Below are 26325 nucleotides of genomic sequence, written 5' to 3' on the forward strand. Positions count from 1 at the left end.
AGCCGCTGCTTATTCAGCGGCGGCATTCTCATCCGACAGGTCAATTTCGTACAGGTCGAAAACCTCGTCCTGCGTCACCACTTGCTGCCGTTTCCGGCGCGTAGCAGTCAAAAACCTGTCCACATCAAAGGTGTTTTTCTTGTCGGCGTCAGCAAGATACTTGTAGCGGGGGTGCTTGGTAATATCGAATTTCTCCGACAAAAACGGACGCACACCCCGTAGCTGCAAGATGCACTTGCCGCCGTCCATCACAGCGATTTCGTCTTGGCTCATCAGCTCCTTTCCTAACTTTTGGTAGTTCAGTCCGTGGGATGTCTGGCTTCCCCGATTCTCGCTGGTGTTGAAACTGTCAATGGTTTCCTTGCCCAGCGCGTCGGAGATTTCCTTGGCATTTTTGCCGCGCCCACTAAGGAAAAGCACAGAATCGCAGTTGTCCGATATGATTTCGGCAGCGTCCTTGTAGATGGCTTTTAACTGCGACTGGCTCTGCAAAATGATTGAAGCCGAGATTTCCCGGCTTCGGATGGTGGCGATCAATTTATCAAAATTTGGTATCTGACCGATGTTGGCAAACTCGTCTAAGATCAGCCGCACATGGACAGGCAGGCGTCCGCCGTACTTATCATCGGCCCGGTCACAAAGTAAGTTGATAAGCTGGCTTTGGAGCATAGCCAGAATGAAATTGAAAGTGGTGTCCGTGTCGCTCATAATGAGAAACAGCACCGTCTTTTCGTCTCCGATGGTGTCCAGCTCCATTTCGTCGTCCTCCATCAGCTCGCGCACTTCCCGGATGTCAAAGGGGGCCAAACGTGCGCCGCAGCTTATCAGGATAGAGGAACGGGTTTTGCCAGCGGAAAGCAGAAATTTCTTATACTGCCGCACAGCAAAATGGTCGGGGTCTTTCTGCTCCAATCGTTCAAACATCAGGTCTACGGGGCTTTGAAACTCCGGGTCGTCCTCGCGGGCTTCACTGGCATTTATCATTTCCAGCAGCGTTGTGAAATTCATTTCCTCTGCCGGGGCCTCATACCAGATGTAACCGATCAGGGCCGTGTAAAACAACCGTTCCGACTTGACCCAAAAATCCTCCGCTGATTTTTCGCCCTCGCCCTTGGTGTTGGCAATCAGGGTATTTACCAGCTTTAGCACGTCCTTTTCCGAGTGGATGTAGACGAAAGGATTGTATTTCATGGATTTGGAAAAGTTGATGGTGTTCAGAATTTTTATGCGGTAGCCCGCCTGCTGAAACATCTTTCCCGTTTCGAGAACAAGGGTGCCTTTGGGGTCAGTGACGACGAATGAGGTCGGGTAGTCCGTGGTCGGAAAGCATTGCATCAGGTTGGGCTTCACGAAAAAGCGGGTCTTACCTGAACCGCTGCCGCCGATCACCAGCACGTTTTTGTTCCGCGCTGTTTTGGGGTCTTTGGGCCTCCCGGTCATAGTCAGCCGTTCCGTTTGGGTCAGCAGGATATTGTTTTCAAACTTGGGGTCAATGTAGGGCGCAATATCCTTGACCGTTCCCCAACGGGCGCTGCCGTACTCCACGCCTTTACGGTACTTCTTGGCGTTCTTGCCCTTGCAGTACACCACCAGCCGCACGATCAAAGCACCGGCGATGCCGACGCAGAAATCAAACAGATGCAGGCTGGGGAGGGGATTTGCAAAGGCCGCCGTAAAACCGTCCGCAAGATGCAGGAGCTTTCCCGACAGGTCGGCACCGGCGGCCAGCCGGTACGCCTGCCCGCATTTTCCGAACAGGTACACAAAAATCAGATACGGGAGATTGAGGATCACCAGCTTTTTCACATCAGGCTTCACCGTTCCAGCCCCCTTTCTCTGATTTTCTCCTTAGCCCGCTGCTTGGTCTGCTCCGCTGTCTTTTGCTTCATGGCAGACAGCACCTTGCGGATGGAGGGCCGCTGCTCCTTGGAGAGTGTCTTTGCCGTAAACTCCCGAAACGCCTGTTCCAGATTGTCCGCATCCTTGGATTTGAAGATCACGACGTAGTGGGGCGGCTGGGTGGTCTTATCCTTTCGCAAGGCAAAATCCACACCGTATTTCTTGGCACAGGGCTTGAATGCGCCAATGTTGGCCTCGGTGATCTCAATGTTGGAGAGGGCCGCCCCATGCTTTTTGAGCTGCTTTAGGCTCTGCTGGCCGAGGTGCAGCGTGGTCTTGCCTTTGGCCCGGTGCTGCAAATACTTTTTCAGCGCCGCTTGCAGCACTTGGGCCGTGAGCTTGCCCGTTTTCATGGACAGGGCAATGGTTTTCTGATCGACTTCTTCCTGCAATAAGCATCCCTCCTTGTCAAAAAGTCAAAATGGCGTCTAAGGTGGAACCACCAGACGCCGCAGGTAACAACGGTTCAAAGCGCCTCCTTTTCCTCACAGGCTTTCATCCGGCGAACAGGAATAGTCCGGCAGGCCGGATTTTGGTTTGCCCCAATTCGGCTGCGCCATATCGTGCGCCACAAGAGACGTGTAGTAGTTACTAATGGTGCTGGGGGCATTGAACAACATAGCCCGTAAATACTGCTTGATGTTGCGGACTTTCGTGGTGTTCTCCCGCAGGCAGTCAAAGACAAAGCGGATATGTTCACTGTTCAGCTTCATAAACTTGGACTTCACCAGCTCGGCGGGGTAATCATCCCCGGCAATACGGATGGTCTTGCGGGAGGTACAGACGGTTTCCAGCATCAGGTCAACGATCTCGTCAAGCTGCTCCCGGTCAATGGAACTGTCCTGAATGAGATAGTCATATTCGATATTCTCCAAAAGGATTTCCCGATAAATCTGTACTGCCGCATCCTTTCCTGTTCCTTTCCGTTCCGGCGGTGCAGCCGCCGCTTCGTCCTCCACAGGGGCAGGGGTCAGGGATGGGAAAGGAATGGAATCGGTACTTTGTCCATCTGTATTTAATTTTTCTTTTCTTGGTAAGTTAGTTCTTTGTATCTCTTTATTTAATTGCGTTGGATTTCCCGACGCCGGATTATCCGATGTCGGGTTATCCGATGTTGGATTTTCCAACACCGGGTTTTCCAATACCGGCTTATCCAACACCGGCTGCTCGTAAATGGTATAGACCATATCGGCCATTTTGCCCTTTGCGTCGCGGCCCTGCTCCCGCCTGATATATCCGGCCCGTTCCAGCTCCCACACCGCCGTCCTGATGGCGTCAATGCTTTCCCGGTTGATAAGGGACAGGCCCTTTAGGGTGTAGTCCCAATCCTCCGGCAAGGACAGCATTTGTGACAGCAGGCCCTTGGCTTTCAGGGACAGGGCTTTGTTCCGCAGGTGGTGATTGGACATCACCGTATAGCCTTTGTTCTTCTCCACGCGGAATACTGCCATATCGTTGTCAGCTCCTTTCACTGTGAATTTGACCGCAGCAAAAGCGGTCAGCTTGCCCGGCTGATAGGGACACTCTGCATACACGCAGTATTGATATTTCCAATCCGGGCGATAGAAGCGGCAACTGCCGCAATCCTCCGGCGCGTTCGCCCCGCCGCCGTCGTAGTGATCGAAACCGGGCTTTTCCTGCATCAGCCGTTCAAAGGCCCGGTCTTGGCCGGAAGTAAAGTACATAGCGTCGCCTCCTTTCTGAATTTGAGCATGAAAAATGGGCGTCCATTTCTGAACGCCCATAGGTACGATATGGAATTTTGGTATGTGAAATAGCTTGTCCTATCTGTAATTTAGGTAGGTTGTCCTTTTACAAACGTAGCATGAAAAAACTCGTACAACAAAAAATCCTGTATTTTCAAGGGTTTTCAGCCACGTTGTTCTTGCACAGTCGTACCATCGGCCGCCAGATCCTCGAACAGGTCGGTAATCGGGTCGCCCTTGCTTTGCAGCGCAGAGGCCGAAAACGGGATGCCCGCCGCGGACTGCGGATAAATTCCGGTCGTATGATCGACGAAGTAGGCGTCAAATCCACCCTCTTTGATCTGTTCAGGGGTCAGATTGCGCGTCAGCTGGTAGACGATAGCCGCGATCATTTCCTGATGCGCAAGTTCCTCTGTGCCAATGTCCGTTAGAATTGCCTTGCCCTCTTTGTATGGCATGGCGTATCGCTGGTTGAGGTAGCGCATTGCTGCACCGATCTCTCCATCCGGTCCGCCAAGTTGTGTAATGACAATCTTTGCGGTTTGCGGATCGGGATTTTTGATGTTAACGGGATATTGTAAGCGTTTATCGTATGACCACATTAGTTATCCTCTCCTTCCCACGGCCACGGATCGTCAATCCAGCGCCAGTTGCCGACACGGGTATCCACCTCGCGCGCGGTCAACGGGCCGAAGGCATCCTCGTATTCGGCTGCGGCCTTATCAAAGGCAGTGCGCATTTTGCTGTAATAAGCCAATGCCGCAGCGTTTTTCGGGTGGCCGTCAAGGTATTGGATGACATCCACCAGCGCAAAATCATACATGCGCACACGACTGAGCAGTTTTTCACGTTCGGTCATTGCGGAACGGCCTCCTCTCCGAGGAAGGGTTTATCGAGCGCCGGAAAAATCGTACCGCGGCTGAAGGCCAGCGCGGGTTCATACGGCGTATCAAAGCTTTGCGCCGGCACGAATGCCATGGCAAGCGAAAGCAGACGGGGATCAATGCTGTCCGCAGGCAGCGCCTGATCGCCCGAAGGATTGGTCGTATTCATATGCAGGTTGCTCCTTGTTTGTCGGTTTGAGGCCTTGCCTCAATTTCAGTGTATGCCGCAGGAAAAAAGACGGTGAAAGCATGAATAAACTGTGGTATACTGTAAATATCAAAGGAGGCATAAAATATGGAGCTTTCTGAAATCAGAGAACAGAGCGCCAAGGCAGCAGCTTTGGTATGCGACGCGGCAAAGCTGCGCGCAGGAGATTTGTTTGTGGTCGGCTGCTCGTCGAGCGAGGTGTGCGGAGAAAAAATTGGCACGCATTCCAGCGTAGAGGTGGCCGAAGCGGTGTTTGAGGGCATTTATGGCGTACTGCATGAGCGCGACATCTATCTTGCCGCGCAGTGCTGTGAACACCTTAACCGCGCGCTCATCGTTGAACGGTCGGCGTGCGAGCGGTTCAACCTTGATGAAGTCAACGTCATTCCGCAGCCCAAGGCGGGTGGTTCGTTCGGAACTACCGCCTACAAGCGGTTTGCTGACCCGGTCGCAGTCGAAAGCCTCAAACAGTCCGCATCCGCGGGCATGGACATCGGCGGAACGCTGATTGGCATGCACATCAAGCCGGTGGTCGTGCCGCTGCGCATTGAAGTGAAGCATATTGGCGAGGCCATTCTGCTTTGCGCACGCCGTCGCGCCAAATTTGTCGGCGGCAGCCGCGCGGTGTATAACGAAAAACTGTTGTGAGGGATTTATGGGACTAAAAGCGGTACTTTTTGATTTGGACGATACGCTGTACGGCAGTTTCGGCGCGTGTGACGCCTATGCGTATGAGCAACTCGCCATCTGGGCGGAACAAGAACTCGGCATCTCCGGCGAGGCCTTTGCACAGGCATTTTATGAAAACCGGCAGCGGCTTTCCCGGCAGCAGCCCGGCATGCCGCCGATACACGACCGCGTGCTGTTCGCACAAGGCGCGCTCGAGCGGCTGGGCTGCAACGCAATTCGCCATGCGCGCAGAGCGCATCGGGTTTACTGGGACGCGGTGCTGGAAAAAATGGAGCTGCGTCCAGGTGTAACCGAGCTACTGGACGATCTGCGGCAAGCCGGCGTAAAGACTGCCGTCTGCACGGATATGCTGGCGGATATCCAGATGGAAAAGCTGGAATATCTCGGTCTTGCGGACCGGATCGACTATCTGGTTTCGAGCGAAGAGGCGGGCATGGATAAACCGGGCGCGCCGATTTTCTGGCTGGCGTTACAAAAATGCGGCTGCCTGCCGCACGAGGCTGTGATGGTGGGAGACAACTTCCGACATGATATCCAAGGCGCAATGGATGTCGGCGTGGCAGGAATCTGGCTCAACTGGACCGGTCTGCCGCAGCCGCAGGAAACACGCGCATACCATCAGGCGGATACATTCATGCAGGCGGCGGACCATATCCGCACGCTGCTGTAAGGAGGACGAAAGCAAACATGCAACATTTCGATTACAAGCCGCGTGGCGTCTGTCCGATGCAGATTTCATTCGATTTGGACGGGGATAAGGTGCATAACGTCTCCTTTCAAGGCGGCTGCAACGGCAATTTACAGGCCATCAGCCGTGTCGTGGAGGGGATGACCGTCGACCAAATCGAGGGATATTTCAAAGGCATTTCGTGCAGCGGCAAAGGAACCAGCTGCTCGGATCAGCTTGCAACCGCAGTACGCGCTGCATACGAACAGAAAAAAGCATGAAAAAAGGACGATGCAAAAAGCATCGTCCTTTTTCTTTGAATATGTCAGTTCATGATGTGCAAAACCGGCTGCTCTGCGTTCGCCTTCTCCACACATACCGCAAGACGGTAATCCCGGTCGGCAAACTCGGGCAGGAAAAGCGAATAGCTGCCGGTGACCTCGTCACAGTCCAGTCTCGGCGGCATGCGATGAATGTCAATCCAGAAGCTGCGCAGCGGCAGGTCGAGTCCGCGTCCGGTGGATTTGACAAAACTCTCCTTGAGCGTCCACAGCTTATAAAATGCATCATCCCGTGCAGAAGGCAAAACCGTGTTGAGGTAACGTACCTCCTCACGATGGAAAAAGCGGGAGGCAACATCCCGCCGTCCCGGCTCGCAGCGCTCAATGTCCACGCCGACCGGATGATCGCTAAGTGCGCACACCGCCCAGTTGCCCGAATGAGACAGGCTGAAATGGATGCCGGGTTCGGATACCAGATACGGTTTCCCACCCTCGGCAATCGAGATGGCAAGCGGGTGAACCACCCATGGATACTGCTGCGAGACCGCATATTCCAGCAAAAGCGATGCCGCAAAGCCTTGCGCTCTGGCCGTTCCGTGGCGTCGGTCCATCTGTTCCAGACGGCCGCGGGATAAACGGGCACGAGATGCGCTGTCGTCCGGATTCACGGCGGATACCGGAATGGCATATACAGCAGTCAAGAAAATTCCCCCTAAAGATTTGCGTGTTGATGTAATGCGTTGCAGTAAATGGTATTCCTATTATACCACGAGAAAACAGAGGTTGACAATTATCTTTATCCTACTCCGCGGAAAAAATACATGCATCCTGCTTCAGGCATCCTTTCGCCGCCGTCCTTGGCAAGGATTGGCCGTGTCGATGGCACCATGCGGACAGGCGCGCCGGCAATCGCCGCAGCGGATGCATTCCATGCTGTTTGGTGTTTGCCACACAGATATATCCAGCTTGCAGGCCTGCCGGCAAGCGCCGCACTGCGTGCATTTTTCCGCGTCAATCCGGAACCGGTACAGTGCAATTGGATTAAAAAACCCGTAAATCGCGCCAAGCGGACACAAATAGCGGCAAAACGGACGATATACCGCCACGCTCAGCACCAGCAGCACGACGAGAATAGCTGCCTTCCAGGTAAACAGCCATCCAAGTGCTGCACGCAGCGGCGGGTTGGATGCAATCAGCGGAATTCCGGCAAACAACGTACCGGATGGGCAGATATATTTGCAGAACCACGGCTGCCCCTGTCCGACGATATCCAGCACGGTCAGCGGCAAAACAATCACAAACCCGACGAGAATCACGTATTTGAGATACTTGAGCACACGATCGCCCGGCAGGCGGCGCAGCTTTTTGGGAAAGGGTATCTTATGCAGCAGATCCTGCACCAGTCCGAACGGGCAGAGCCAGCCGCAGACCAGTCTGCCGAACAATGCGCCGAACAACAGCAGAAAGCCTATCACATAAAAAGTGAATTTGTTGGTGCGGCTGGTGATAACGGCTTGAAAGGAGCCAATCGGACAGGAGCCGAGCGCGCCCGGACAGGAATAGCAGTTGAGGCCCGGCACGCAAATCAGCTTGCTCTGACCCTTATAAATGCTGCCTTTGGCAAAACCGGCGGCGTAACCGTTTGTCAGAGCGGCGAAAAGCAGCTGTACCAGCGTGCGGGCATGGTCGCGCAATTTACCCAAGGCCGATACACTCCATACAGATATTGACCGCCTTGCGGAATACGATTTGCGTTTCTTCACGCAGTACGCCCAGCGCAAGAAACAGTACGGCAACCGCCAATGTAATTACAGCGGCGCGGTTACGACGAAGAAAGCTCATCCCTGCACCTCAGCCAGCATTGCATCTATGGTCTGCACCCAGTTGTCCTTGCTCTGCGCGCTGACAATGGCTGAACCGACCTGTGCGCCTTCACTATCGACAAAGAACGTGGTCGGCACGGCGGAAATCTGCCCCAGAACGCCGTACAAGTCCTCCGAAGGCAGCAGATGCAGATAGTTTGCGCCGGTCTGCTCCACGATATCACGCGCAGTTTGCACCTGCTCCTGGCTGATCGTTCCATCCGTATTCAGCACATCGGACACCAGACCGATGATCTGCACCTTTTTATCGGCATATTCCTGCGCAAGTTCGCCCAAATCGGGCATTTCGTTGATGCAGGGACCGCAGAAGGTTGCCCATACATTGACCATGGTCAAATCATAATCGGCTAAAATCGACTGATCAACGGTATTTCCATCCAAATCGGTAGCAGAAAAGCTGCTGAGCACACCGGCTTGCTCGGTGGTTTGCCCGCTGCCGCTTTGCGAATCGGTGATGTCTTGTCCGGTCGTGTTCGTACCCGCCGTTTGATTGGCTGAGGAACACGCGCTGAGCGCCAGCATACCGGCCAGCGAGATGCCCAGCAACGCAAATGGGATTCGTTTCATAGCACGTCCTCCGCAATTCTGATTTGTCTTATTATACGAGGTGAAAAACCGTTCTGTCAACACAAAAACCGTCTACTTTACTTACTTGTAATCATTTTAACAGACATATCCAATTCCCCGAGAAACACCCCGCATACAAAAAATGTCCTGCTCCCATTTGCACAAACCGTACAAACGGAAGCAGGACAATATCTTTATCGTTCTCCTACTGAACAGGCAATTACGCCATGCCAAGCTCCTTCACACGGGCCTGTGCTGCCGCCAGACGGGCAATCGGCACACGGAAGGGCGAGCAGGATACATAGTTCAGGCCAACATTGTGGCAGAACTCGACGGAGGACAGATCGCCGCCGTGCTCGCCGCAGATGCCCAGCTTGATGTCCGGACGGGTGCGGCGGCCTTCTGCTACTGCGTAGCGGATCAGCTTGCCAACGCCGTTCTGGTCGAGACGGGCAAACGGGTCGGACTCGAGAATCTTCTTCTCAAAGTAGGTTTCCAGAATGCGGCCTACGTCGTCACGCGAGAAGCCGTAAGTCATCTGGGTCAGGTCGTTGGTACCGAAGGAGAAGAACTCAGCCTCCTGCGCAATCTCATTGGCAGTTACGGCTGCACGCGGCGTCTCGATCATCGTACCAATCATATACTTCATCTTGAGGCCGGATGCTTCAATCAGCTCATCTGCCTTGGCCTTGATGACCTTCTTGACAAAGCGCAGCTCGTTGATTTCGCTGACCAGCGGCACCATAATTTCGGGTGTGATCTTCAGGCCGTCTTCCTTCCAGACGTTGATCGCAGCGGAAATGATGGCCTCGGTCTGCATCTCGGCGATTTCTGGATACAGCACGTCCAGACGGCAGCCGCGGGTGCCGAGCATCGGGTTGAATTCGTGCAAATCGGCAACCTTGCCCTTGAGCTTGTCAAACGGAATGCCCATCTCGTTCGCCAGCTCCTGAATATCCTCATCCTCCTGCGGCAGGAACTCATGCAGCGGCGGATCGAGCAGACGAATGGTTACCGGCAGACCGCCCATTGCGCGGTAAATCGCTTCAAAGTCGCCGCGCTGCATCGGCAGAATCTTGGCAAGCGCGGTCTTACGCTGCTCCACCGTATCGGAAATGATCATCTCACGCACTGCCTTGATGCGCTCGGGTTCAAAGAACATATGCTCGGTACGGCACAGGCCGATGCCTTCCGCGCCGAACTTGCGCGCCTGCGTTGCATCGCGCGGAGTATCGCCGTTGGTGCGGACCATCAGCGTGCGGATTTCGTCCGCCCAGCCCATGAAACGGCCGAAGTCGCCGGTCAGCTCGGCGTCCTGCGTATCAATCTTGCCGAGATATACGTTACCGGTCGATCCGTCGAGCGAGATAAACTCGCCTTCCTTGACGACAGTGCCGTCGGCAAAGGTCAGGGTCTTGTTTTCCTCGGATACCTTGATGCCGTTGACGCCGGCCACGCAGCAGGTGCCCATGCCGCGCGCAACAACCGCTGCGTGCGAGGTCATGCCGCCGCGGGCGGTCATGATGCCTTCGGAAACCGCCATGCCGTCGATATCCTCCGGCGAGGTCTCCTGACGGACCAGAACAACCTTGAGGCCGGTCTTATGAGCCGCCGCCGCTTCTTCCGCGGTGAAATATACCGCACCGCAGGCAGCGCCGGGAGATGCCGGCAGGCCGGTGGTGATCGGCTTGGCTGCCTCGAGGGCTGCCGGAACAAACGTCGGGTGCAGCAGCGCGTCGAGCTGCTTGGGTTCCACCTTCATGATAGCCTGCTCCTTGGTGCAGACGCCTTCGTCCACGAGATCCACCGCAACCTTGAGCGCGGCCTGCGCGGTGCGCTTGCCGTTACGGGTCTGGAGCATATAGAGCTTGCCGTTTTCAATGGTGAACTCCATATCCTGCATATCGCCGTAGTGCTGCTCCAAACGAGAGGAAATATCCACAAACTGCTGATACACTTCGGGCATGGTGTCCGCGAGTGCGGAAATCGGCTGCGGGGTACGGATACCGGCCACAACGTCCTCGCCCTGTGCGTTCATCAGGAATTCGCCGTACAGCTTCTTTTCACCGGTTGCCGGGTTGCGGGTGAACGCAACGCCCGTGCCGGAGGTATCGCCCATGTTGCCGAATACCATGGACTGTACGTTAACTGCGGTACCCCAGGAATGCGGGATATCGTTCATGCGGCGGTAAGTGTTGGCACGCGGGTTGTCCCACGAACGGAATACCGCGCGAACCGCTTCCATCAGCTGCTTCTTGGGATCCTGCGGGAAATCCTCGCCGAGAGACTTCTTGTAATGGTCCTTGAACAGAACGATAAGTTCGCTCATATCGTCCGCGTCCAGCTCGTTGTCCATCTTGACGCCCTTCTTCTCCTTAACCTGATCGATGAAGGTCTCAAAGGTGGACTTGGGCAGCTCCATCACGACGTCCGAGAACATCTGAATGAAGCGGCGGTAAGAGTCGCGCGCAAAGCGCGGATTATTCGTCAGTTTTGCGACTGCATCACAGATTTCGTCGTTCATGCCGAGGTTCAGGATGGTATCCATCATGCCGGGCATGGAAGCGCGCGCACCCGAACGAACCGAAACCAGAAGCGGCTTCTCCGGATCGCCCAGTGTTTTACCGGTGACCTTTTCCAATTTATCGAGGTACTCGAGAATCTGATCCTGAATGTCCGGATAGATCGTCTTTCCGTCCTCATAATACCGGGTGCAGGCCTCGGTGGTGATGGTAAAGCCCTGCGGTACGGGCATGCCGAGTCCGGTCATTTCGGCCAGATTCGCGCCCTTGCCGCCAAGCAGCTCACGCATTTTTCCGTTGCCTTCCGGGAACATGTAAACGTACTTCTTCATTTGGGTCTTTCCTCCATTTCGTTTGGTGCTCTCTTAAACACACTTCAATCGCGCAAGAATATTATAGCATGCCGGATGCTTCGTGTTCCATTGTAGAAATTCACCGATTTGCTCTTCCCTTCTTGTGCAAAATGATGGATTTTATTGCTATTTCCGCAAAAATCAGGAGATTACACTTGTATATAATATCATTTCTTTCGCATTTTTAAACAAAAAAATTAACGTTTTTATCATAATCGGCACTTTCAGCGCACTTTTTGTGAAATCAAACGAAATGCCGGGAGAACTTCACAAAAAGCCGCAAGATGCACAAATACCTGCAAAAGAAAAATCGGCGGCCTGTACAAGGCCGCCGATCGGTTGCGAGGAGATACCGGACACACAGATGCCCAGTGCCTGCACCCCGTGATAATTTGTTTCCACCATTTTAACGGACAGCAAATACCCCGCCGAGGAGGTGAATACACCGTCCGAGAACTGATAAAAGGTATTGCCGTTGAGCGCGGCAAAATATTGCAGCATCTGCTGCGTGCCGTCCCCGCTCAGGTCGGATAAGCGGTAATAGAAATACGTTGTGCCGCGATCCTTAACGCTGCCGAGCAGCGGCACGCCGGTAATCGCTCCAAAATCCGGCACAGGATACAGCTTGGCATAGCAGTTGGATGCATCCGGCTGGTGCGTGCTGGTATAAACCGCCGGGCTGACTGCTGCACTCCCCTCCAGCGTCTCCAAAACAGAAATCGGGACCGAATAGGAGGGAGTACCGCTGCCGCGGCTGCTGACCGTGACGCCAACCAGACGGCCTTGTCCATCTACAAGCGCGCCGCCCGAATTGCCGCTGATGACCGAAGCAGTGCTTTCAATCAGCGTGGTAAGATAGTCCTGATTGCGCGGGTTGGTCACCACGCCGGTGGTCACCTTGGCGCTGCCGCCGCCGGGATACCCGAGCGCATACACAGTATCCCCTGCCTGCACATCGGTCGAGGTTTCCAGATAGGGCAGACCGCTGCCCACCACGCGAATATGTGAGATATCCGCGGTCGTGTCAATATCGTATATGCTGACCTCCCGCTTGGTGCCGTCCTGCATTTCTGCGACCAGACGCTGTACCCCGTTGGCGATATGTCCACAGGTGACCGCATCACCGTTCGCGCTGATGATTACGCCGCTGCCCATGCTGAGCACATTGCCGCGCGCATCATAGGAATACAGCTTGAATACCGCGGGCATACACCGCTCAAAAATTTCGCTTGCCGTCAGTTCGGTCGAAACCTCCAGCGAGAAGGTGCGCCGCAGGCTGGGGTCCGCCATACGAGTGACGATAGCTGCGGCCTCGCTGCGCTTGATTGTGCTGGACGGCATAAACCGGCCTGCACTGTCCGAGCCGGTCAGCACGCCCGCGCGATACAGCAGGTAAACCGCATCCGCATAGGATGCGGAGCTGGACACGTCCGGAATTGCGCCGTCCTCAATCGTATTGATAGCACCCAGCGCATCGGCCGGCAGCGCCGCCGCCAACACGGAGGCAAACACCGCACGCGACGCCGGCTGCGTATAGTCCGAACGCTCAGCTTTTAGGATTCCGTTTTGCAGCGCATAGTCCACATAGGTCCGGTACCACGGGGACGAGGACGCAAATTCCGCGCTGCCGGTATTGTAAATGCTATACAGGCCGGCCGCCAGCTTGATGGCCTCCGCCACGGTCAGTGAGCTGTCCGGTGCAAAACGGGTGGCCGACTGGCCGTTAATCAGACCGTATTCGTAGGCCGCGCGCACATTATCCGCATACCACGCGCTGTCTGCCACGTCGGTAAACTGTCCCGGTGTGTACGTCGCCTGCGCGACAAAGTTTTCATAGCCTGCAAACGCGCTCGGCAGTAGCCCTAACATGAGCGCCGCCGTCAGCAGCAGGCTGCATATTCTTTTTTTCACTTCTATTCCCTCCGGTTTCGGGCTAAATGCAGACAGCGGAGACATGCTCCGCTGCTGTCCTTCTTCCAGTATAGGCCCGAAGGCTTGTCGGTTTGGTGAACAATCTGTGACTTTTTTTATTTTTCCGCTCGATATGCCGCGACAATTTCCCCGATATACATGGTATGGTAATCCTTGTCGCCGTACCACCTATCCAGCGTCTCCTGCTGGAGAATATCCTCGGGTTCAATTTCGCTCTTGCAGCGCTTACGGCAAACCAGAACCAGCTCTGCCTCGGCAAATGCCGGCTGGCCTTCCACCATGACTGGCGTCAGACCGCTGTCATGCATCTTATCCATGTCGCGGCCCGACTTGCTGCCCAGCAGATTGAGGGCCTCGCGGTGGCCATCCTGTAAAAAAGACAGCGTATAATACTCCGAGTTATCAACAAACTCCTTGGTATAGCGGCTATGGCGGATATAGCAGGTTGCCGAGGGCTTGCCCCAGATGACGCCCACGCCACCCCAGCTGGCGGTCATGGTGTTCCACTTCTGCTCCGTACCGGCGGAAATCAGCATCCACTGCTTGCTGATGAGGTCAAACGGGTTAAATGACTGTTCCGCAATGTTGATTTTTGTAAAAGACATATGGTTTCCTCCTTGCATGGTTATGGGATATCATGTCGCCGCATCTTCATTTCCTGCCACTCATCTCTGGTAATCAGGATTTGCCGCGGCTTAGAGCCTTCCGAAGGCCCGATGATGCCGCGTTCCTCAATCTGGTCGATGATGCGTGCGGCACGCGCATAGCCCAGCTTGAGCCGACGCTGCAGCATGGACGTGGACGCCTGCCGGCAGTCCATGATAACGTCGATCGCTTCCTCAATCATCCCATCCTCATCGCCGCTCGCATCGCCGGACGCGCCGCCGCCCTTGCTGTCCACCTGCTCGGCTTGACGCTCGATATGCTCGAGGATCTCCTCATTATATTCGGCGGTGCTTGTCTGCTTGATATGCGCGATGACCGCTTCAATTTCGTCGGACGAAATAAAGCAGCCCTGCACGCGGGTAGGCTTGCCCTCGCCCAACGGCGCATACAGCATATCGCCCTTGCCGATGAGCTTTTCCGCGCCGGTCGTATCCAGAATGATACGCGACTCAATCTGGCTGGCTACGGCAAACGCGATACGGGACGGAATGTTGGCCTTCATGATGCCGGTGATAACATCCGCCGAGGGTCGCTGGGTTGCGACCACCAGGTGCATGCCTGCGGCACGGGCCTTTTGTGCGATGCGGCAGATCGAGGTTTCAACCTCCTTGGCGGCGACCATCATCAGGTCGGCCAGCTCGTCGATGACAATGACAATCTGCGGCAGTACCTGATACTGCTCAGGTGTGCCGCCCTCCTCTTGCTCGGCCTTGGCGCGCTCGGCGCGCATCAGGTCGTTATAACCGACCAGATTGCGCACCTGATGGTCGGCGAACAGCTTGTAGCGGCGTTCCATCTCGCCGACCGCCCAGTTGAGCGCACCCGCCGCCTTTTTCGGGTCGGTCACGACCGGAATCAGCAAATGCGGGATGCCGTTATAGTTGCCCAGCTCGACCATCTTGGGGTCGACCATAATCAGGCGCACCTCTTCGGGCGTGGACTTGTACAAAAGCGAAATCAGCATCGAGTTGATGCATACGGATTTACCCGAACCGGTGGTACCGGCAATCAGCATATGCGGCATCTTGGCAATATCCCCGATGACCGGCTTGCCGGTGATGTCCTTACCAACAGCAAAGGACAGCCGGCTGCGCGCGTTGGTGAACGCAGGAGATGAGATACACTCGCGGATGAACACGGTGTTGACCGTCTTGTTCGGCACCTCGATACCGACGGCGATTTTGTCCGGGATGGGCGCGATACGCACATTTGCCGCGCCGAGTGACAACGCAATATCGTCTGACAGAGCGGTAATACGCGAGATTTTGATGCCGCGCGGGATGGTCAGCTCAAACCGCGTAACCGACGGGCCGCGCACGATGCCGATAATCTGTGCGTCGATATTGAAGGATTCCAGCGTATCAATCAGACATTCGGAATTTTCCTTCAGTTCGGCTTCCGCACCGGCAACCGAGGTATGCTTGCCTTTGCTCAGCAGGTCAATCGGCGGATAGTCATACACCGGCACCGGAGTCTTCTGGTTCTCGTCCATCTGCTCACTTAGCTCCGCCTGCTCGTTTTCGCTGATTTTTTCCGTCTTTTCCGCCTTTTCCGGCTTTGGCGCAGGCTCGGCCGGCGGCTCCTCCTCGCGGTTTTCCACAAGGTCAAGGATGCTCACCTGCTCACCTGTGGTTTCCTCCTTCAAAGAGCGCAGATATTCGTCCGGCGCCATCGGCTTGCCGCCATGCGTGCGGCGCACAGGCGCATCCGGGTCCGCCCCCGGCTTATCCTCACCGGGCGGCTCGGTATCAATCGGAATATCAATATCTGCCTTGCGGCGGGCCGCGCGGCGCTCCTCACGACGCTGTGCGTGCGCATTGACCGCTTCGTGTACATTGGGCAGCTTACGCGGCGCTTCGTAGCGCTCACGTTCTTCTTCATCCTCATACTCATATTCCGGTGGGCGGAACATTTCCATCAAAACCTGCGGCGTGATGCGGCAGGCGACCAGAATTGCCGTCACCGTCAGCACCAGCAGCACCAGCAGCGCCCCAACCGAGGACAGCGCCCACTCCAGCACAATATACAGGCCGCCCGCCAGCAAACCGCCGGACTTCCCCTCAGTACCGGTTGTCAGCAGGTCGAACAGCGTTTTCATGGAAAAATCATATTCATTTGCACAAGCAAACGCATGAACAATGCTGCCGATAAACAGCGGCAACAGCGCGATGCTCGTACCGCGCAGTCGCACCGGCCCTTTTTGCCGCGCAAACAGCAGACCTGCCAACGCGAGCAGCGCAAACGGCAGCACATACCCGCCCTTGCCGATCAACGCACCGATGCCGCGATGCAGCCAGTCGAGCAGCACGCCATCAATCGGCAGAATCGCCAGCAGGCATAAAAGCCCGAGTATGCCCCAGATAGCGCCCCACGTGGCACGGGACATAACCGGCTCCGGTTCGGGCGCACGCCGCGCAGCCGTTTTCCCGCGCGACGCAGTTTTTTTGGTTGTGGTTTTCTTTGCAGCCAAAGTGTTTCCCTCGCTTTATTTGCTTTCCCGCACCTCTCAGCGTGCGGATGACGCCGGCCAATGGCCGGTATTTTTCGGATAAGTGCGAAGAAAAGTCCCGTTATCCGGAACTTTTCTTGACCCTTGCGGTATACACGCCCGCAAACGGCATTATATCATTTTTATCAGGCTTACCACGATGGTGATGGTACCTATCAAAGTGCAATACACCACGAACGGACGGAAGTTGCCGCGCTTGGAAACAAAACGCACCATACGGATGGCCGCAAGGCCGGACAGCATCGCCGCCAGAATACCCACCAGATAGCAGACGATGGATACGTCGCCCATGGACGCCGCCGGGTCCTTGAACACATCGACCAGCTCGAGAAGATTTGCGCCCAGAATCACCGGCAGGGACATGATAAACGCGAAACGCACGGCAAAATCACGCGAAAAACCGCGGAACAAACCGGTGCAGATAGTGGTGCCCGAACGGGACAGGCCGGGCAGAACGGCAAAGCACTGGCCGATGCCGACAATCAGTGCGTCCAGCCAGGTGGCAGTTTCCTCGGTCTTATGCTTTTTCGGGGCTTTCTCCGACAGGTACAGGATGGCTGCCGTCACCAGCAGCAGCAGACCCACCAGCAATGGGGAGGAAAACGCTTCCTCCAGCTTGCTTTTGACCGGCAGAATCGCAAACATCGGCACAATGGTCAGCAGCAGCATGACGATAAAGCGGCGGTATGGATGGCCGTTGATTTTAAATCCGTCATGAATCCAGCCGAAAAACTCCAAAAACAGCTCTTTAATGTCCTTCCAGAAGGCCACAATAACGCTCAGCAATGTGCCAAAGTGCAGCAGCACATTGAACAGCATATAGTTGGTTTCCACGCCGTCGCCAAACAGGGTCTGCACCAACACCAGATGACCGGACGATGACACGGGCAGAAACTCGGTCAGTCCCTGCACCAGACCCTGCAAAATCGCAAACCATAAACTCATGAAATATGTCTCCTTTTGATGGGGCAAATATTACATACGAAATTATTATAGCATATCTGCACGCCGGATACCACCATTTTCCGCAAAAATGCTGTATTTTGCACGATTATCCGTTCTCCGCCAGAATCCGATCAATTGCCGCAGCCACGCCGTCCTCCGCGTTGGTCCGTGTCTGCCATTTGCAGATTGTCTTGACCGCGTCGTTGGCGTTGCCCATGGCGATGGGCAGCTCGACCGCGCGCAGCATTTCCAAATCGTTTTCGCTGTCGCCGATGGCCGCTGCATGAGACAGGTCGGTGCCCAGCTCCCGACACAGCATCCCCAGCGCCGTACCTTTATCCGCCGCCGGTGTGACCACTTCGATATTATCCTCCGCCGAGCTCATGACGCGCACGCCCGGAATCTGTCGAATCTGATCGCGCACCATCTGCAAAGTGACCGGATCTTTGCTGCGGGCAAAAATTTTATCCACCGACACATGCCCCTCCGCGACAAACTCCGCAATCGAAGGTACAACCCGCTTGACCGCAAGATAGCCCTCGTTGGATTTGTATTTATCAAACTCAATTTCATCATAAGGGGTGATGAGCAGCGTCTCCCCAACGTAAACCATCACCATCAACCCGATGCGCTCCACCGCCGCCGCCGCACGCACGGCAGGCTCCCACGGCATGGACATGCGCATCATGCACCGTCCGGTGGACACGCGCGAGATGGACGCGCCGCCTGCAGTCACCATCAAATCGTCCGCTTTCATCTGCACGGCAAAATCACGCGCCTCACCGCAGATGCGTCCGGTCGAAATCACGACATACACGCCCGCTTCCCGCGCACGACGCACCGCGTCAACCGTTGCATCAGACACAGTATTATCCGGTGTGAGCGCTGTCCCGTCCAAATCGAGCGCGATCAGTTTGATGTTTTGCATGTTTGTTTTCCCCCTGTACATTCCCATTTCCTATTCAGAATACCGCAGAGGGCAATAAATTGCAAGCCTCAAAAGCATCAAACATTTGTTCTTGTTTTTTCTCCATTCCTCGGCTATTCTTTGACTCACGGGAAGACAAGCAAATCCACCCCAGAAGGAGTTGATGCCATCTTGCGAAGTTCAGACGACCCCGGGAGACTCGTCGGGATGCTCTACGAGATAGCCGGGGATGCCGATGCACCGGCAAACAGCCGACTGAGCGCAATCAAGGAAATCCTCGACCGGACAGTCGGCAAGGGCGCGATGCTGATGGACGAAGAGCAGGAAGCTGCGCCCATCGAAATCGTGTTTCGCATAGTAGACGATACGAATTCCCCGTAACACGACGGCAGGCAGCATTTGTGCAGTCGAGCGCATTTGAAACGCTGTTCGGCGGTGCGGCAGGCGGCGGCAAAAGTCACGGGCAGCTGCTCGACGCGCTGCGCTTCGCCGTCTGCTATCCCGGCTCGCGGCAGCTCATGCTGCGGCGCACGATGCCCGAACTGGAGCGCTCGCTCGTGCCTGCGTCGCTGCGACTGTTCCCACAGTCGATTGCCAGTTACAAGGTCAGCGACCACCTGTGGCAGTTTGCAAACGGTTCGGTACTGGAGTTCGGCTACTGCGATGCGGAAAGTGATGTGACCAAGTACCAGAGTGCGGAATACGATGTTTTGCGTTTTGATGAGCTGACTCACTTCACCGAAAGCCAGTTCACCTATCTCATCTCGCGTGTGCGCGGGGCGAACGGCTACCCCAAGCAGGTCAAAAGCACGACCAATCCGGGCGGCGTGGGCCACCAATGGGTCAAAGCACGGTACATCGACCCGATGCCGCCCGACACCGAAACTGAATTTGACGGCGGCTCTCGGCTATTCCTGCCCGCGCGGCTCAAAGACAACCCCTTCCTGCACCGTTCGGACGCAGGATATGAAAAGCGGCTGCGGCTGCTCTCGGTACGCGACCGGCGCGCGCTGCTCGACGGTGTGTGGGAGCTGGACGAAGGACGATACTTCAGCGAGTTCAGTCCTGACCTGCATATCGTGCGGCCGCATGCCATCCCCCGCGACTGGCGGCGGTATCTGACGATTGACTACGGTCTGGACATGCTGGCCGCGCTCTGGATTGCGCAAAGCCCGGACGGGTACAGCGTCGTATACAGAGAGTTATATCAATCCGGTTTGATTATCTCGGAAGCCGCAGCAGCCATGCTCGCCTGCGAACTTTCCGGCGAGCATATCGACTGCCGTCTGGCCCCGCCCGACCTGTGGAATCGACGGCAGGAGACCGGCAAAAGCGCGGTCGAGCTGTTTGCGGACTGCGGACTGGATTTTGAAAAAAGCTGTAACGAGCGCGTTGCCGGCTGGCTGGCGCTGCATGAACTGCTCGCCCCGCACAAGGACGAACAAGGACAGCCCCGTCCGCGGCTGACCATCTTCGACACCTGCCGCAACCTGATTCGCACGCTGCCGGCCTTACAGCACGATGCGCGCAACCCATCCGACGTGGCAAACACGCCGCACGAGCTGACCCACGCGCCTGATGCCTTGCGCGGTTACGCCGCGACCGTGTATGAGCCGCCCGCCCCTGTCCGCCCCACGGCATATGACTGTGAAGTCGGCGAATTTCTCGCCTATTAAAAGGAGGAACCCAATGACCATTTTACTTTACTGCATCGGCGCGGCACTTCTGGTGTTGACCGGCGCGGTCGTATCCGGCGGTCTACGCCTGCCGCGGCGCCCCGCAAAGGGCGACAACGACACGCCCACATCCGTGGACGATGCGCTCAGCCGTGATTTGGCCGCGCTGATGGCTTACGGACGGGAGGACAGCAGCGATGAAATTTGATCCGTCCCCCACCGCCATCTGGCGGAAATACGAGCGCGACCGCGACTATAAACGCTCAATTGGCCTGTACGACCGCGTGCGCCGCAACGAGGCGTTCTATCTCGGCCGCCAATGGGAGGGGCTGCGCGTGCAGTCGCTTGACCCGCTGATTTTCAACGTGCTGCACCGCTGCGTCAATCTGTTTGTATCCATGCTGGTTTCAGACGACGTGGCGGTGCGCGCCCAGCCGTTCGACATGGACGGCGATGGACGCAAGACCGCCCGTGTCCTCGAGCGCGCGTTCGCATCCGCAATTGAGCGCTCGGGCGTGAAAGCCCTTGGCCGTCCGCTGCTCAAAAACGCCTGCGTCGACGGCGATGCGTGCTTCTACATGCACTTTGACCCCGCGCTCGAAACCGGGCAGGCGGTGAAAGGCGATATCGTGGCCGAGTTGATTGATTCCACCAATGTCTGCTTCGGCAACCCGGCCTCCGACGAGGTACAGCGTCAGCCATACCTGATTCTTTCCATGCGGCGCGACGTGGACGAAGTGCGCAGGGAAGCGCGGGAAAACGGCCTGTCCGCAGAAGAAGTCGAGGCCATCGTGCCGGATGACACCGAGGACTATCTGCGCTATCGTCTAAACGGCGAAAACGACCGCGTGACCGTACTGCTGCACATGCGCCGGACCGAGCATGGCATTGCGTTTACCAAGACCACACGCACCGCGACCGTCATGCGCGAAAAGGAACTGCCTTACCGCTATTATCCGGTCACGCACCTGTGCTGGAACCGCGTGCGCGGCTCGTGCCACGGCGAAAGCCCGCTGACCGAAGCAATCCCCAACCAAATCGCCATCAACAAGCTGTACTCCATGTATGTGCAGTGTATCAAGCAGGTGGCCTTTCCCAAAATCATTTACGACATGACCCGCTTCCCGAATGGGTGGTCCAACGACGTGGGCAAGGCGGTCGGCATGCGTGGCAATCCCAACGAGGCGATTGCGACTGCGTTCAAAGCGCCTGATATCTCCTCGCAGGTGCTGGGGCTGCTCAAACAGATGATGAACGACACCGCCGAGCTGATGGGCGCGAGCGAAGCCGCGCTCGGCACGGTCAAGCCGGACAACACCTCGGCTATCGTTGCCGTGCAGAACGCGACCGCCGCCCCGCTCGAGCTGACCAAGATGGAGTTTTATCGCTTCACTGAGGACTGGGCGCGCATCTTCCTCGACCTGATGGGCGCGCATTACGGCATCCGCACGCTTGTCGTGGCCGACGAGGAGGGCGAAACGCCTTACCGGCAGAGTTTTGACTTCTCCCAGCTCGCCGGGCAGGATTTGCGCTTGCAGGTGGATGTGGGCGCAGCAAGCTACTGGTCGGAAACCATGCAGACCATGACCAACGACCATCTGCTCGAAAGCGGCGTCATCACCGACCCGCTTGTGTATTTGGAAAACGTGCCTGATTATCAGGTGCGCGGCAAAAACGACCTGCTGCACGCACTCCGCATGCAGCGACAGCAGCAAAAGGAGGCAAACACAAATGCAAACCAGACAGAAAACGACCAGTAACCAGATGACCGACGCAGCTCCGAACACACCCGTCGACCCGTTTGCGGTCGATACTGCGCAGACCGCACAGATGCCGCCCGACGGACAGGCGGCACAGTCCGGAGAGCAGACCTATCCGGTGCCGGTCGACGGTGAGATGCGTGAGCTGACGCTGGACGAGCTGATCCAAGCGGCCAGCCTGGGCCTGTCCAAGCAGAACGCTTACATTCGCCGGAATCGCGCGGCAAACGGCATGCCGAACGGCCAGATTTATGCGGCGTTTGTCGAGGAATATCCGGATGTGCGTCCGGAAGAAATCCCGCCGCAGGTATGGGAATGGGCGCAACAGGAAGGCTCGCTCGTCTCTGCCTACCGCAAGTGGGAAATCCTGACGCTCAAGGATGAACTGGCCGCGCTCGAGATGAACCAGAAAAACCGCCGCGCGGCAGTCGGAGCGGCCCAGTCGGACGGCGAGCCGGCCGGCGTTGACCCGGTTACGCTGGCACTGCTGGGAAAGTAAACAAATCGTATAATCAGGAGGTATTATACTTATGGCTATCAATCTTGCTACCAAATATTCCGACCAGATTGCAGAAGTATTCACCCGCGCATCCTTCATCAAGGGCAAGACTGCCGAGACTTTCGACCTGACCGGCGTGAAAACCCTCAAGGTGTACACGCCTATCACGGTGGAGGAAGTCGACTATGACCGCGACGGCGGTCTCAAGCGCTACGGCGACGTGACCGAAATGCAGGACGTTGTGCAGGAGCTGACCATGACGCAGGACAAGGCGTTCACGCTGACCATCGATAAGGGCAACAACCTCGACCAGAACCTGGTCAAGAACGCGGCCGACATGCTGCGCCTGCAGCTGAACGAGAAGTCCACGCCGGCAGCGGACAAATATGCCTTCCAGCGCTTTGTCACCATGGCGGGTACGCTGGCGGAAAGCGACAAACCGACCAAATCCAACATCATCTCCAAGATTGCAGACGCTTCGCAGGCGCTCGACGACGCGCTGGTGCCGGATGACAACCGTTATCTGTATCTGACCAGCGAAATGTACAAGCTGGTCTGCACCTCGGACGAATTTGCGGGCGTGGATGTGCTCGCGCGTCAGTCCATCGCCAAGGGTGTGTGCGGCGAGGTATTCGGCATGAACGTTGTGCGCGTACCCAAGAGCTACCTGCCGGACAACGTCTATTTCCTTGTCACCCACAAGGATGCGGTGCTCATGCCGTACAAGATTGCGGACGCGAAGGTACACGAGGACCCGGTCGGCGTGTCCGGCGCGCTCATTGAGGGCCGTCACTACTACGATGCCTATGTGCTGGGCGCGAAGTGCGGCGGCGTGTATGCGCTGGTGGCATCCGGTTCGATTTCCGCCGCGCCGATCATTTCGGGCAAAAAAATCACTGGTACCGGCACGATCCGCTATACGCTGGACGGTTCCGACCCGCGCTACTCGGATTCCGCTAAAGACTATGTCGCGGAAACCGAACTGACCGCCGAGGATGGCTGCCAGATTCGCGCCTTTGCAACCGAAGAAAGCAAATATCCGTCCCCTGTGGTCGCAGGCTAACCAAAAAAGCCGCCCATAGGGCGGCGTAGACAGGCTCCCAGCCTGACAGAAGTGCAGATGCAATGGTTTTAAAGTCGGTCTATATGCTGCTTGGCCCGCACCAGATCCAGGCCCGTTCTTTCCCGCAGGTATTTGACCGCTTGCACCATCTGTCATTTTGCTTCATCTGTTTTAATTCATTTTGTAATTTTTCATCTATATAATCCATTATGTATTCATCATGCCCTGTTTGAGCCGCCAAGCCATCCAGCCGCTCTTCCAGCATTTGTACACGTCGCTGTAGTGCCCGCAAAGAAATAAAGCCTGCCAGCAACAGGGCCGCTATCGCAATGAAAAGTGCGTATTCCATTTGTATCTATCTCCTACCCTAACCTTATTCGCCCAATAGTATATCTTGCGCACAGCACAAGTGCTTGAACAAACTGTAAACTTTTACGCATCTGCCTTTCTGTCAGGCTGGGAGTCAATTTTTATGAGGAGGAACTCTATGACCGGAACCGAATGCTACTACGCCGCACTCAACCTTTTAAGCGAAACACGCGATACCGGCGCATACTATGAGCAATTTGCGCTTCGCGCGCTCAACCAGTTGCTCACAAACAGCCTGCGTGAAATCAATGCGCTGCGCGCAGCACAGCACGAAGATACGCTGACCGTGCCGCCGCGCTTGACCTCACTGGAGGAGGATATCCCAGCGGATGACTGCCTTGTCAGCGAATGTTTTCCTTATGGACTGGCTGCATTGCTCGTAGCCGATGATGACAAAGCAAAATTCAACTGGGCAGCCTCGGAATATGCTGAGCGTCTGCTGTGCCATTGCCCGGCACAATTAACCGCTGTACAGGAGATGATCTGATGCGCGCCTATCAATTCCCGCAGCCCGAAACCGTGCATGAAACCGTTGTCAGCAGCTTCGGCGGCGTGGATTTTCGCACCCATCCGACCAAGCTATTGCTCTCGCGCTCCCCCGATATGCAGAACCTCATCTGCGACCAGAGCGACTATCTGGTCAAGCGAACGGGCTGGCAAACCAAATATACCTATGATGGGCCAATCTACGGTCTGTTCCCCCTGCCGGACAGCGCGGGCTGCGCGGTGCACGCGGGCAAAAAGCTGTACATCCGACAGGCGGACGGTACACAGACTGAATTATGCGCGGATATGAAAGAGGACTTTTCTCAGTCGTTCGTAATGAGCGGTGTGCTCTATCTGCTCGATGGCTCGACCTTTCGTGCCGTGCGCCGCAAAACCTCGGGAAGCGGCTGGGAAGCTGTGCGCGTACAGGACATCGCCTACGTCCCGACCACAACCATTTCCGCTCAACCAACCGGCGGCGGTACCAGTTATGAGGCGGTCAATCTGCTGACCCCCAAGCGCATCAACACCTTTATCGGAAACGGCTCGGCGACACAGTTTCAGGTGGATGCAAAGGATTTGGATGATGCTGCGGTGACTGCCGCAGTCAACGACAAAGCGGTAACGGTTTCATCCGTCAACCGTTCCACCGGCCTGGTGACGCTTGCCTCTCCTCCCGCCAGCGGCAATGGACTGGCAAACGTCGCCATCACCTTTTCCAAAACTGTCGAAGGCTATGCCAACAAAATCAACCACTGCCGCTTTGCCGGTCTGTACGGCGGCAAAAACGACACCCGCGTATTCCTCGCGGGCAACCCGGATGAGCCTGCCTGCGACTGGCAAAGTGGGCTGTATGACCCCACCTACTTTCCGGATACCGGCTATACCCGCATGGGAACGGACGCCTCCGCGATTGTCGGTTATCTCAAGCAGTACGAAAGCCAGCTTATCGTCAAGGCGGGCGGCGCACAGGAATCCGCCAGCTACCGACGCACATTTACCCTCTCCGATGACGGTACGGCGCTTTATCCGCTGACACAGGGCGCGCAGGGCGAAGGAGCGATTTGCTCACGCAGTTTCGCCTCCCTAAACGATTTGCCGTTGTTTTTATCTGCCCATGGCGTGCAGGGTGTGTTCGGCACAAGCGTTGCCGAGCAGCGCACCATCCATTCTGTATCCGAGGTGGTCACGCCCCGTCTGGAAACCGAGCCTGGGCTGGAAAACGCCTGCGCCATTGTATTTGAGGGCAAATACTATCTGGTAGTCAACGAACATGTTTACATTGCAGACGGCACGATTGCCGATACCGACGGCAGTCCCGCATGGTTTTACTGGACCAACGTGCCCGCACAGTGTCTGGCCGTTCTGGACAACGAGTTGTGGTTCGGCACGGCGGACGGCAGGCTGTGCCGCTTTCGACAGGCGGAAGAGGATGATGCCTACTGCGATGACGACGCTGCCATCGACGCTTATTGGCGCACTCCCACGCTACCGCTCGGCGACTGGGGGCGGATGAAAACCGTACGCGACGTCATTCCCACGCTGATGCCGCATTCACGCTCGGGCGCAACCGTGCAGTATGAAAGCGAGGATGGCAAAGTTCTTGCGCTCTCACGCAACATGGATTTGTTTTCCTTCAAAACGCTGGATTTTTCGCGGTTTTCCTTCCGCTGTATTCCGGGTGCGCTAAGCTACCGTACCCGCTACCGTCAGCATCGCATGCCGTTGCTCGCTGTACGCATCGGCAACGACCGCATTGGCGAGCCGTTCGGCCTGCTGGCGTTGACAATCCGGTGGACGACCGGACAAACCATTATCTAAGAAAGGAGGAG

General features: G+C 56.2%; 27 protein-coding genes and 1 pseudogene. 11 read left to right on the forward strand and 17 right to left on the reverse strand.

The annotated features are described in order from the left end of the window. Positions 1–9 precede the first annotated feature (9 nt). The 6 genes and pseudogenes from ACTQ34_RS00530 to ACTQ34_RS00555 form a co-directional block, all read right to left on the reverse strand. Positions 10–1818: a VirD4-like conjugal transfer protein, CD1115 family gene (locus tag ACTQ34_RS00530; protein ID WP_441362005.1), complete on the reverse strand. Its 1809-nt coding sequence runs from the start codon at positions 1816–1818 to the stop codon at positions 10–12. Next, positions 1815–2291 carry a PcfB family protein gene (locus tag ACTQ34_RS00535; protein ID WP_441362006.1) on the reverse strand — a complete coding sequence of 159 codons (477 nt, stop codon included), beginning with the start codon at positions 2289–2291 and terminating at the stop codon, positions 1815–1817. The genes ACTQ34_RS00530 and ACTQ34_RS00535 overlap by 4 nt, the downstream gene beginning before the upstream one ends. A 93-nt stretch (positions 2292–2384) precedes the next feature. Beyond that, entirely contained in the window at positions 2385–3584 is a 1200-nt protein-coding gene (locus tag ACTQ34_RS00540; RefSeq protein ID WP_441362007.1) for a DUF6017 domain-containing protein, read from the reverse strand. A 215-nt stretch (positions 3585–3799) separates the two neighbouring features. Continuing rightward, positions 3800–4207: pseudogene (locus ACTQ34_RS00545) on the reverse strand (manganese catalase family protein); the annotation flags it as partial. Beyond that, positions 4207–4464 (reverse strand): spore coat protein CotJB, encoded by a 258-nt coding sequence (locus tag ACTQ34_RS00550; RefSeq protein ID WP_297274786.1) that lies wholly within the window; start codon positions 4462–4464, stop codon positions 4207–4209. The gene ACTQ34_RS00550 and the pseudogene ACTQ34_RS00545, both read right to left, overlap by 1 nt. Beyond that, the gene (locus ACTQ34_RS00555; RefSeq protein ID WP_125116521.1) at positions 4461–4658 is read right to left on the reverse strand and encodes a spore coat associated protein CotJA; all 198 of its coding nucleotides are present in this window, start codon (positions 4656–4658) and stop codon (positions 4461–4463) included. The genes ACTQ34_RS00550 and ACTQ34_RS00555 overlap by 4 nt, the downstream gene beginning before the upstream one ends. 126 nt (positions 4659–4784) lie before the next feature. On the opposite strand from ACTQ34_RS00555, the gene ACTQ34_RS00560 reads away from it, so the two are divergent. Genes ACTQ34_RS00560 through ACTQ34_RS00570 form a run of 3 tightly spaced genes read left to right on the forward strand, consistent with a single transcriptional unit; the run spans position 4785 to position 6335 of the window. Continuing rightward, complete coding sequence (locus ACTQ34_RS00560) at positions 4785–5345, forward strand: TIGR01440 family protein (RefSeq protein WP_441362008.1); 561 nt, start codon at positions 4785–4787, stop codon at positions 5343–5345. Positions 5346–5352: 7 nt separating this feature from the next. Next, positions 5353–6057 carry an HAD family hydrolase gene (locus ACTQ34_RS00565; protein WP_441362009.1) on the forward strand — a complete coding sequence of 235 codons (705 nt, stop codon included), beginning with the start codon at positions 5353–5355 and terminating at the stop codon, positions 6055–6057. Positions 6058–6074: 17 nt separating this feature from the next. After that, positions 6075–6335 (forward strand): TIGR03905 family TSCPD domain-containing protein, encoded by a 261-nt coding sequence (locus tag ACTQ34_RS00570; RefSeq protein ID WP_373164424.1) that lies wholly within the window; start codon positions 6075–6077, stop codon positions 6333–6335. A 44-nt stretch (positions 6336–6379) separates the two neighbouring features. Here ACTQ34_RS00570 and ACTQ34_RS00575 read toward each other — a convergent pair whose 3' ends face one another. The 10 genes from ACTQ34_RS00575 to ACTQ34_RS00620 form a co-directional block, all read right to left on the reverse strand. Next, the gene (locus ACTQ34_RS00575) at positions 6380–7036 is read right to left on the reverse strand and encodes a 4'-phosphopantetheinyl transferase family protein (protein ID WP_441362010.1); all 657 of its coding nucleotides are present in this window, start codon (positions 7034–7036) and stop codon (positions 6380–6382) included. A 132-nt stretch (positions 7037–7168) separates the two neighbouring features. Beyond that, positions 7169–8038, reverse strand: a complete 870-nt coding sequence (locus ACTQ34_RS00580; RefSeq protein WP_441362011.1) for a 4Fe-4S binding protein — start codon at positions 8036–8038, stop codon at positions 7169–7171. Continuing rightward, positions 8031–8177, reverse strand: coding sequence for a CD1871A family CXXC motif-containing protein (locus tag ACTQ34_RS00585; protein ID WP_441362012.1), 147 nt, complete (start codon positions 8175–8177; stop codon positions 8031–8033). The genes ACTQ34_RS00580 and ACTQ34_RS00585 overlap by 8 nt, the downstream gene beginning before the upstream one ends. Next, entirely contained in the window at positions 8174–8785 is a 612-nt protein-coding gene (locus tag ACTQ34_RS00590; protein ID WP_441362013.1) for a TlpA family protein disulfide reductase, read from the reverse strand. Before ACTQ34_RS00590 ends, ACTQ34_RS00585 begins: the two co-directional genes overlap by 4 nt. A gap of 220 nt (positions 8786–9005) precedes the next feature. Then, complete coding sequence (gene ppdK, locus ACTQ34_RS00595; RefSeq protein WP_441362014.1) at positions 9006–11639, reverse strand: pyruvate, phosphate dikinase; 2634 nt, start codon at positions 11637–11639, stop codon at positions 9006–9008. A gap of 288 nt (positions 11640–11927) precedes the next feature. Continuing rightward, on the reverse strand, positions 11928–13571 hold the full coding sequence (locus ACTQ34_RS00600) for a trypsin-like peptidase domain-containing protein (protein WP_441362015.1): 1644 nt from the start codon (positions 13569–13571) through the stop codon (positions 11928–11930). 116 nt (positions 13572–13687) lie between these two features. Next, positions 13688–14197 (reverse strand): flavin reductase family protein, encoded by a 510-nt coding sequence (locus ACTQ34_RS00605; RefSeq protein WP_441362016.1) that lies wholly within the window; start codon positions 14195–14197, stop codon positions 13688–13690. Between the two features lie 20 nt (positions 14198–14217). Then, positions 14218–16728: a DNA translocase FtsK gene (locus ACTQ34_RS00610; protein WP_441362017.1), complete on the reverse strand. Its 2511-nt coding sequence runs from the start codon at positions 16726–16728 to the stop codon at positions 14218–14220. A gap of 150 nt (positions 16729–16878) precedes the next feature. Then, entirely contained in the window at positions 16879–17712 is an 834-nt protein-coding gene (locus tag ACTQ34_RS00615; RefSeq protein ID WP_441362018.1) for an undecaprenyl-diphosphate phosphatase, read from the reverse strand. 106 nt (positions 17713–17818) lie between these two features. Continuing rightward, positions 17819–18640, reverse strand: coding sequence for a Cof-type HAD-IIB family hydrolase (locus tag ACTQ34_RS00620; RefSeq protein WP_441362019.1), 822 nt, complete (start codon positions 18638–18640; stop codon positions 17819–17821). 207 nt (positions 18641–18847) lie between these two features. Between ACTQ34_RS00620 and ACTQ34_RS00625 the strand changes: the two genes are divergently transcribed. The 6 genes from ACTQ34_RS00625 to ACTQ34_RS00650 are packed head-to-tail and all read left to right on the forward strand — an operon-like array spanning position 18848 to position 23638. Further along, positions 18848–19021, forward strand: a complete 174-nt coding sequence (locus tag ACTQ34_RS00625; RefSeq protein ID WP_441362020.1) for a hypothetical protein — start codon at positions 18848–18850, stop codon at positions 19019–19021. 20 nt (positions 19022–19041) lie between these two features. Further along, positions 19042–20316: a phage terminase large subunit gene (locus tag ACTQ34_RS00630; RefSeq protein WP_441362021.1), complete on the forward strand. Its 1275-nt coding sequence runs from the start codon at positions 19042–19044 to the stop codon at positions 20314–20316. Between the two features lie 13 nt (positions 20317–20329). Then, positions 20330–20524, forward strand: a complete 195-nt coding sequence (locus tag ACTQ34_RS00635) for a hypothetical protein (protein ID WP_441362022.1) — start codon at positions 20330–20332, stop codon at positions 20522–20524. After that, positions 20514–22076, forward strand: coding sequence for a hypothetical protein (locus ACTQ34_RS00640; RefSeq protein WP_441362023.1), 1563 nt, complete (start codon positions 20514–20516; stop codon positions 22074–22076). Before ACTQ34_RS00635 ends, ACTQ34_RS00640 begins: the two co-directional genes overlap by 11 nt. Next, positions 22048–22575, forward strand: coding sequence for a hypothetical protein (locus ACTQ34_RS00645; protein ID WP_441362024.1), 528 nt, complete (start codon positions 22048–22050; stop codon positions 22573–22575). Before ACTQ34_RS00640 ends, ACTQ34_RS00645 begins: the two co-directional genes overlap by 29 nt. A 31-nt stretch (positions 22576–22606) precedes the next feature. After that, positions 22607–23638 (forward strand): FN3 associated domain-containing protein, encoded by a 1032-nt coding sequence (locus ACTQ34_RS00650; protein ID WP_441362025.1) that lies wholly within the window; start codon positions 22607–22609, stop codon positions 23636–23638. Between the two features lie 79 nt (positions 23639–23717). Here the strand turns inward: ACTQ34_RS00650 and ACTQ34_RS00655 are convergent, their stop codons facing one another. Beyond that, on the reverse strand, positions 23718–23987 hold the full coding sequence (locus tag ACTQ34_RS00655; RefSeq protein ID WP_441362026.1) for a hypothetical protein: 270 nt from the start codon (positions 23985–23987) through the stop codon (positions 23718–23720). Positions 23988–24125: 138 nt separating this feature from the next. On the opposite strand from ACTQ34_RS00655, the gene ACTQ34_RS00660 reads away from it, so the two are divergent. Next, positions 24126–24494 (forward strand): hypothetical protein, encoded by a 369-nt coding sequence (locus tag ACTQ34_RS00660; RefSeq protein ID WP_441362027.1) that lies wholly within the window; start codon positions 24126–24128, stop codon positions 24492–24494. Further along, positions 24494–26314, forward strand: a complete 1821-nt coding sequence (locus tag ACTQ34_RS00665; protein ID WP_441362028.1) for a hypothetical protein — start codon at positions 24494–24496, stop codon at positions 26312–26314. The genes ACTQ34_RS00660 and ACTQ34_RS00665 overlap by 1 nt, the downstream gene beginning before the upstream one ends. Positions 26315–26325 lie beyond the last annotated feature (11 nt).

Origin of the sequence: Agathobaculum sp. LCP25S3_E8 (assembly GCF_052117165.1) — a bacterium.
Lineage (GTDB): Bacteria > Bacillota > Clostridia > Oscillospirales > Butyricicoccaceae > Agathobaculum.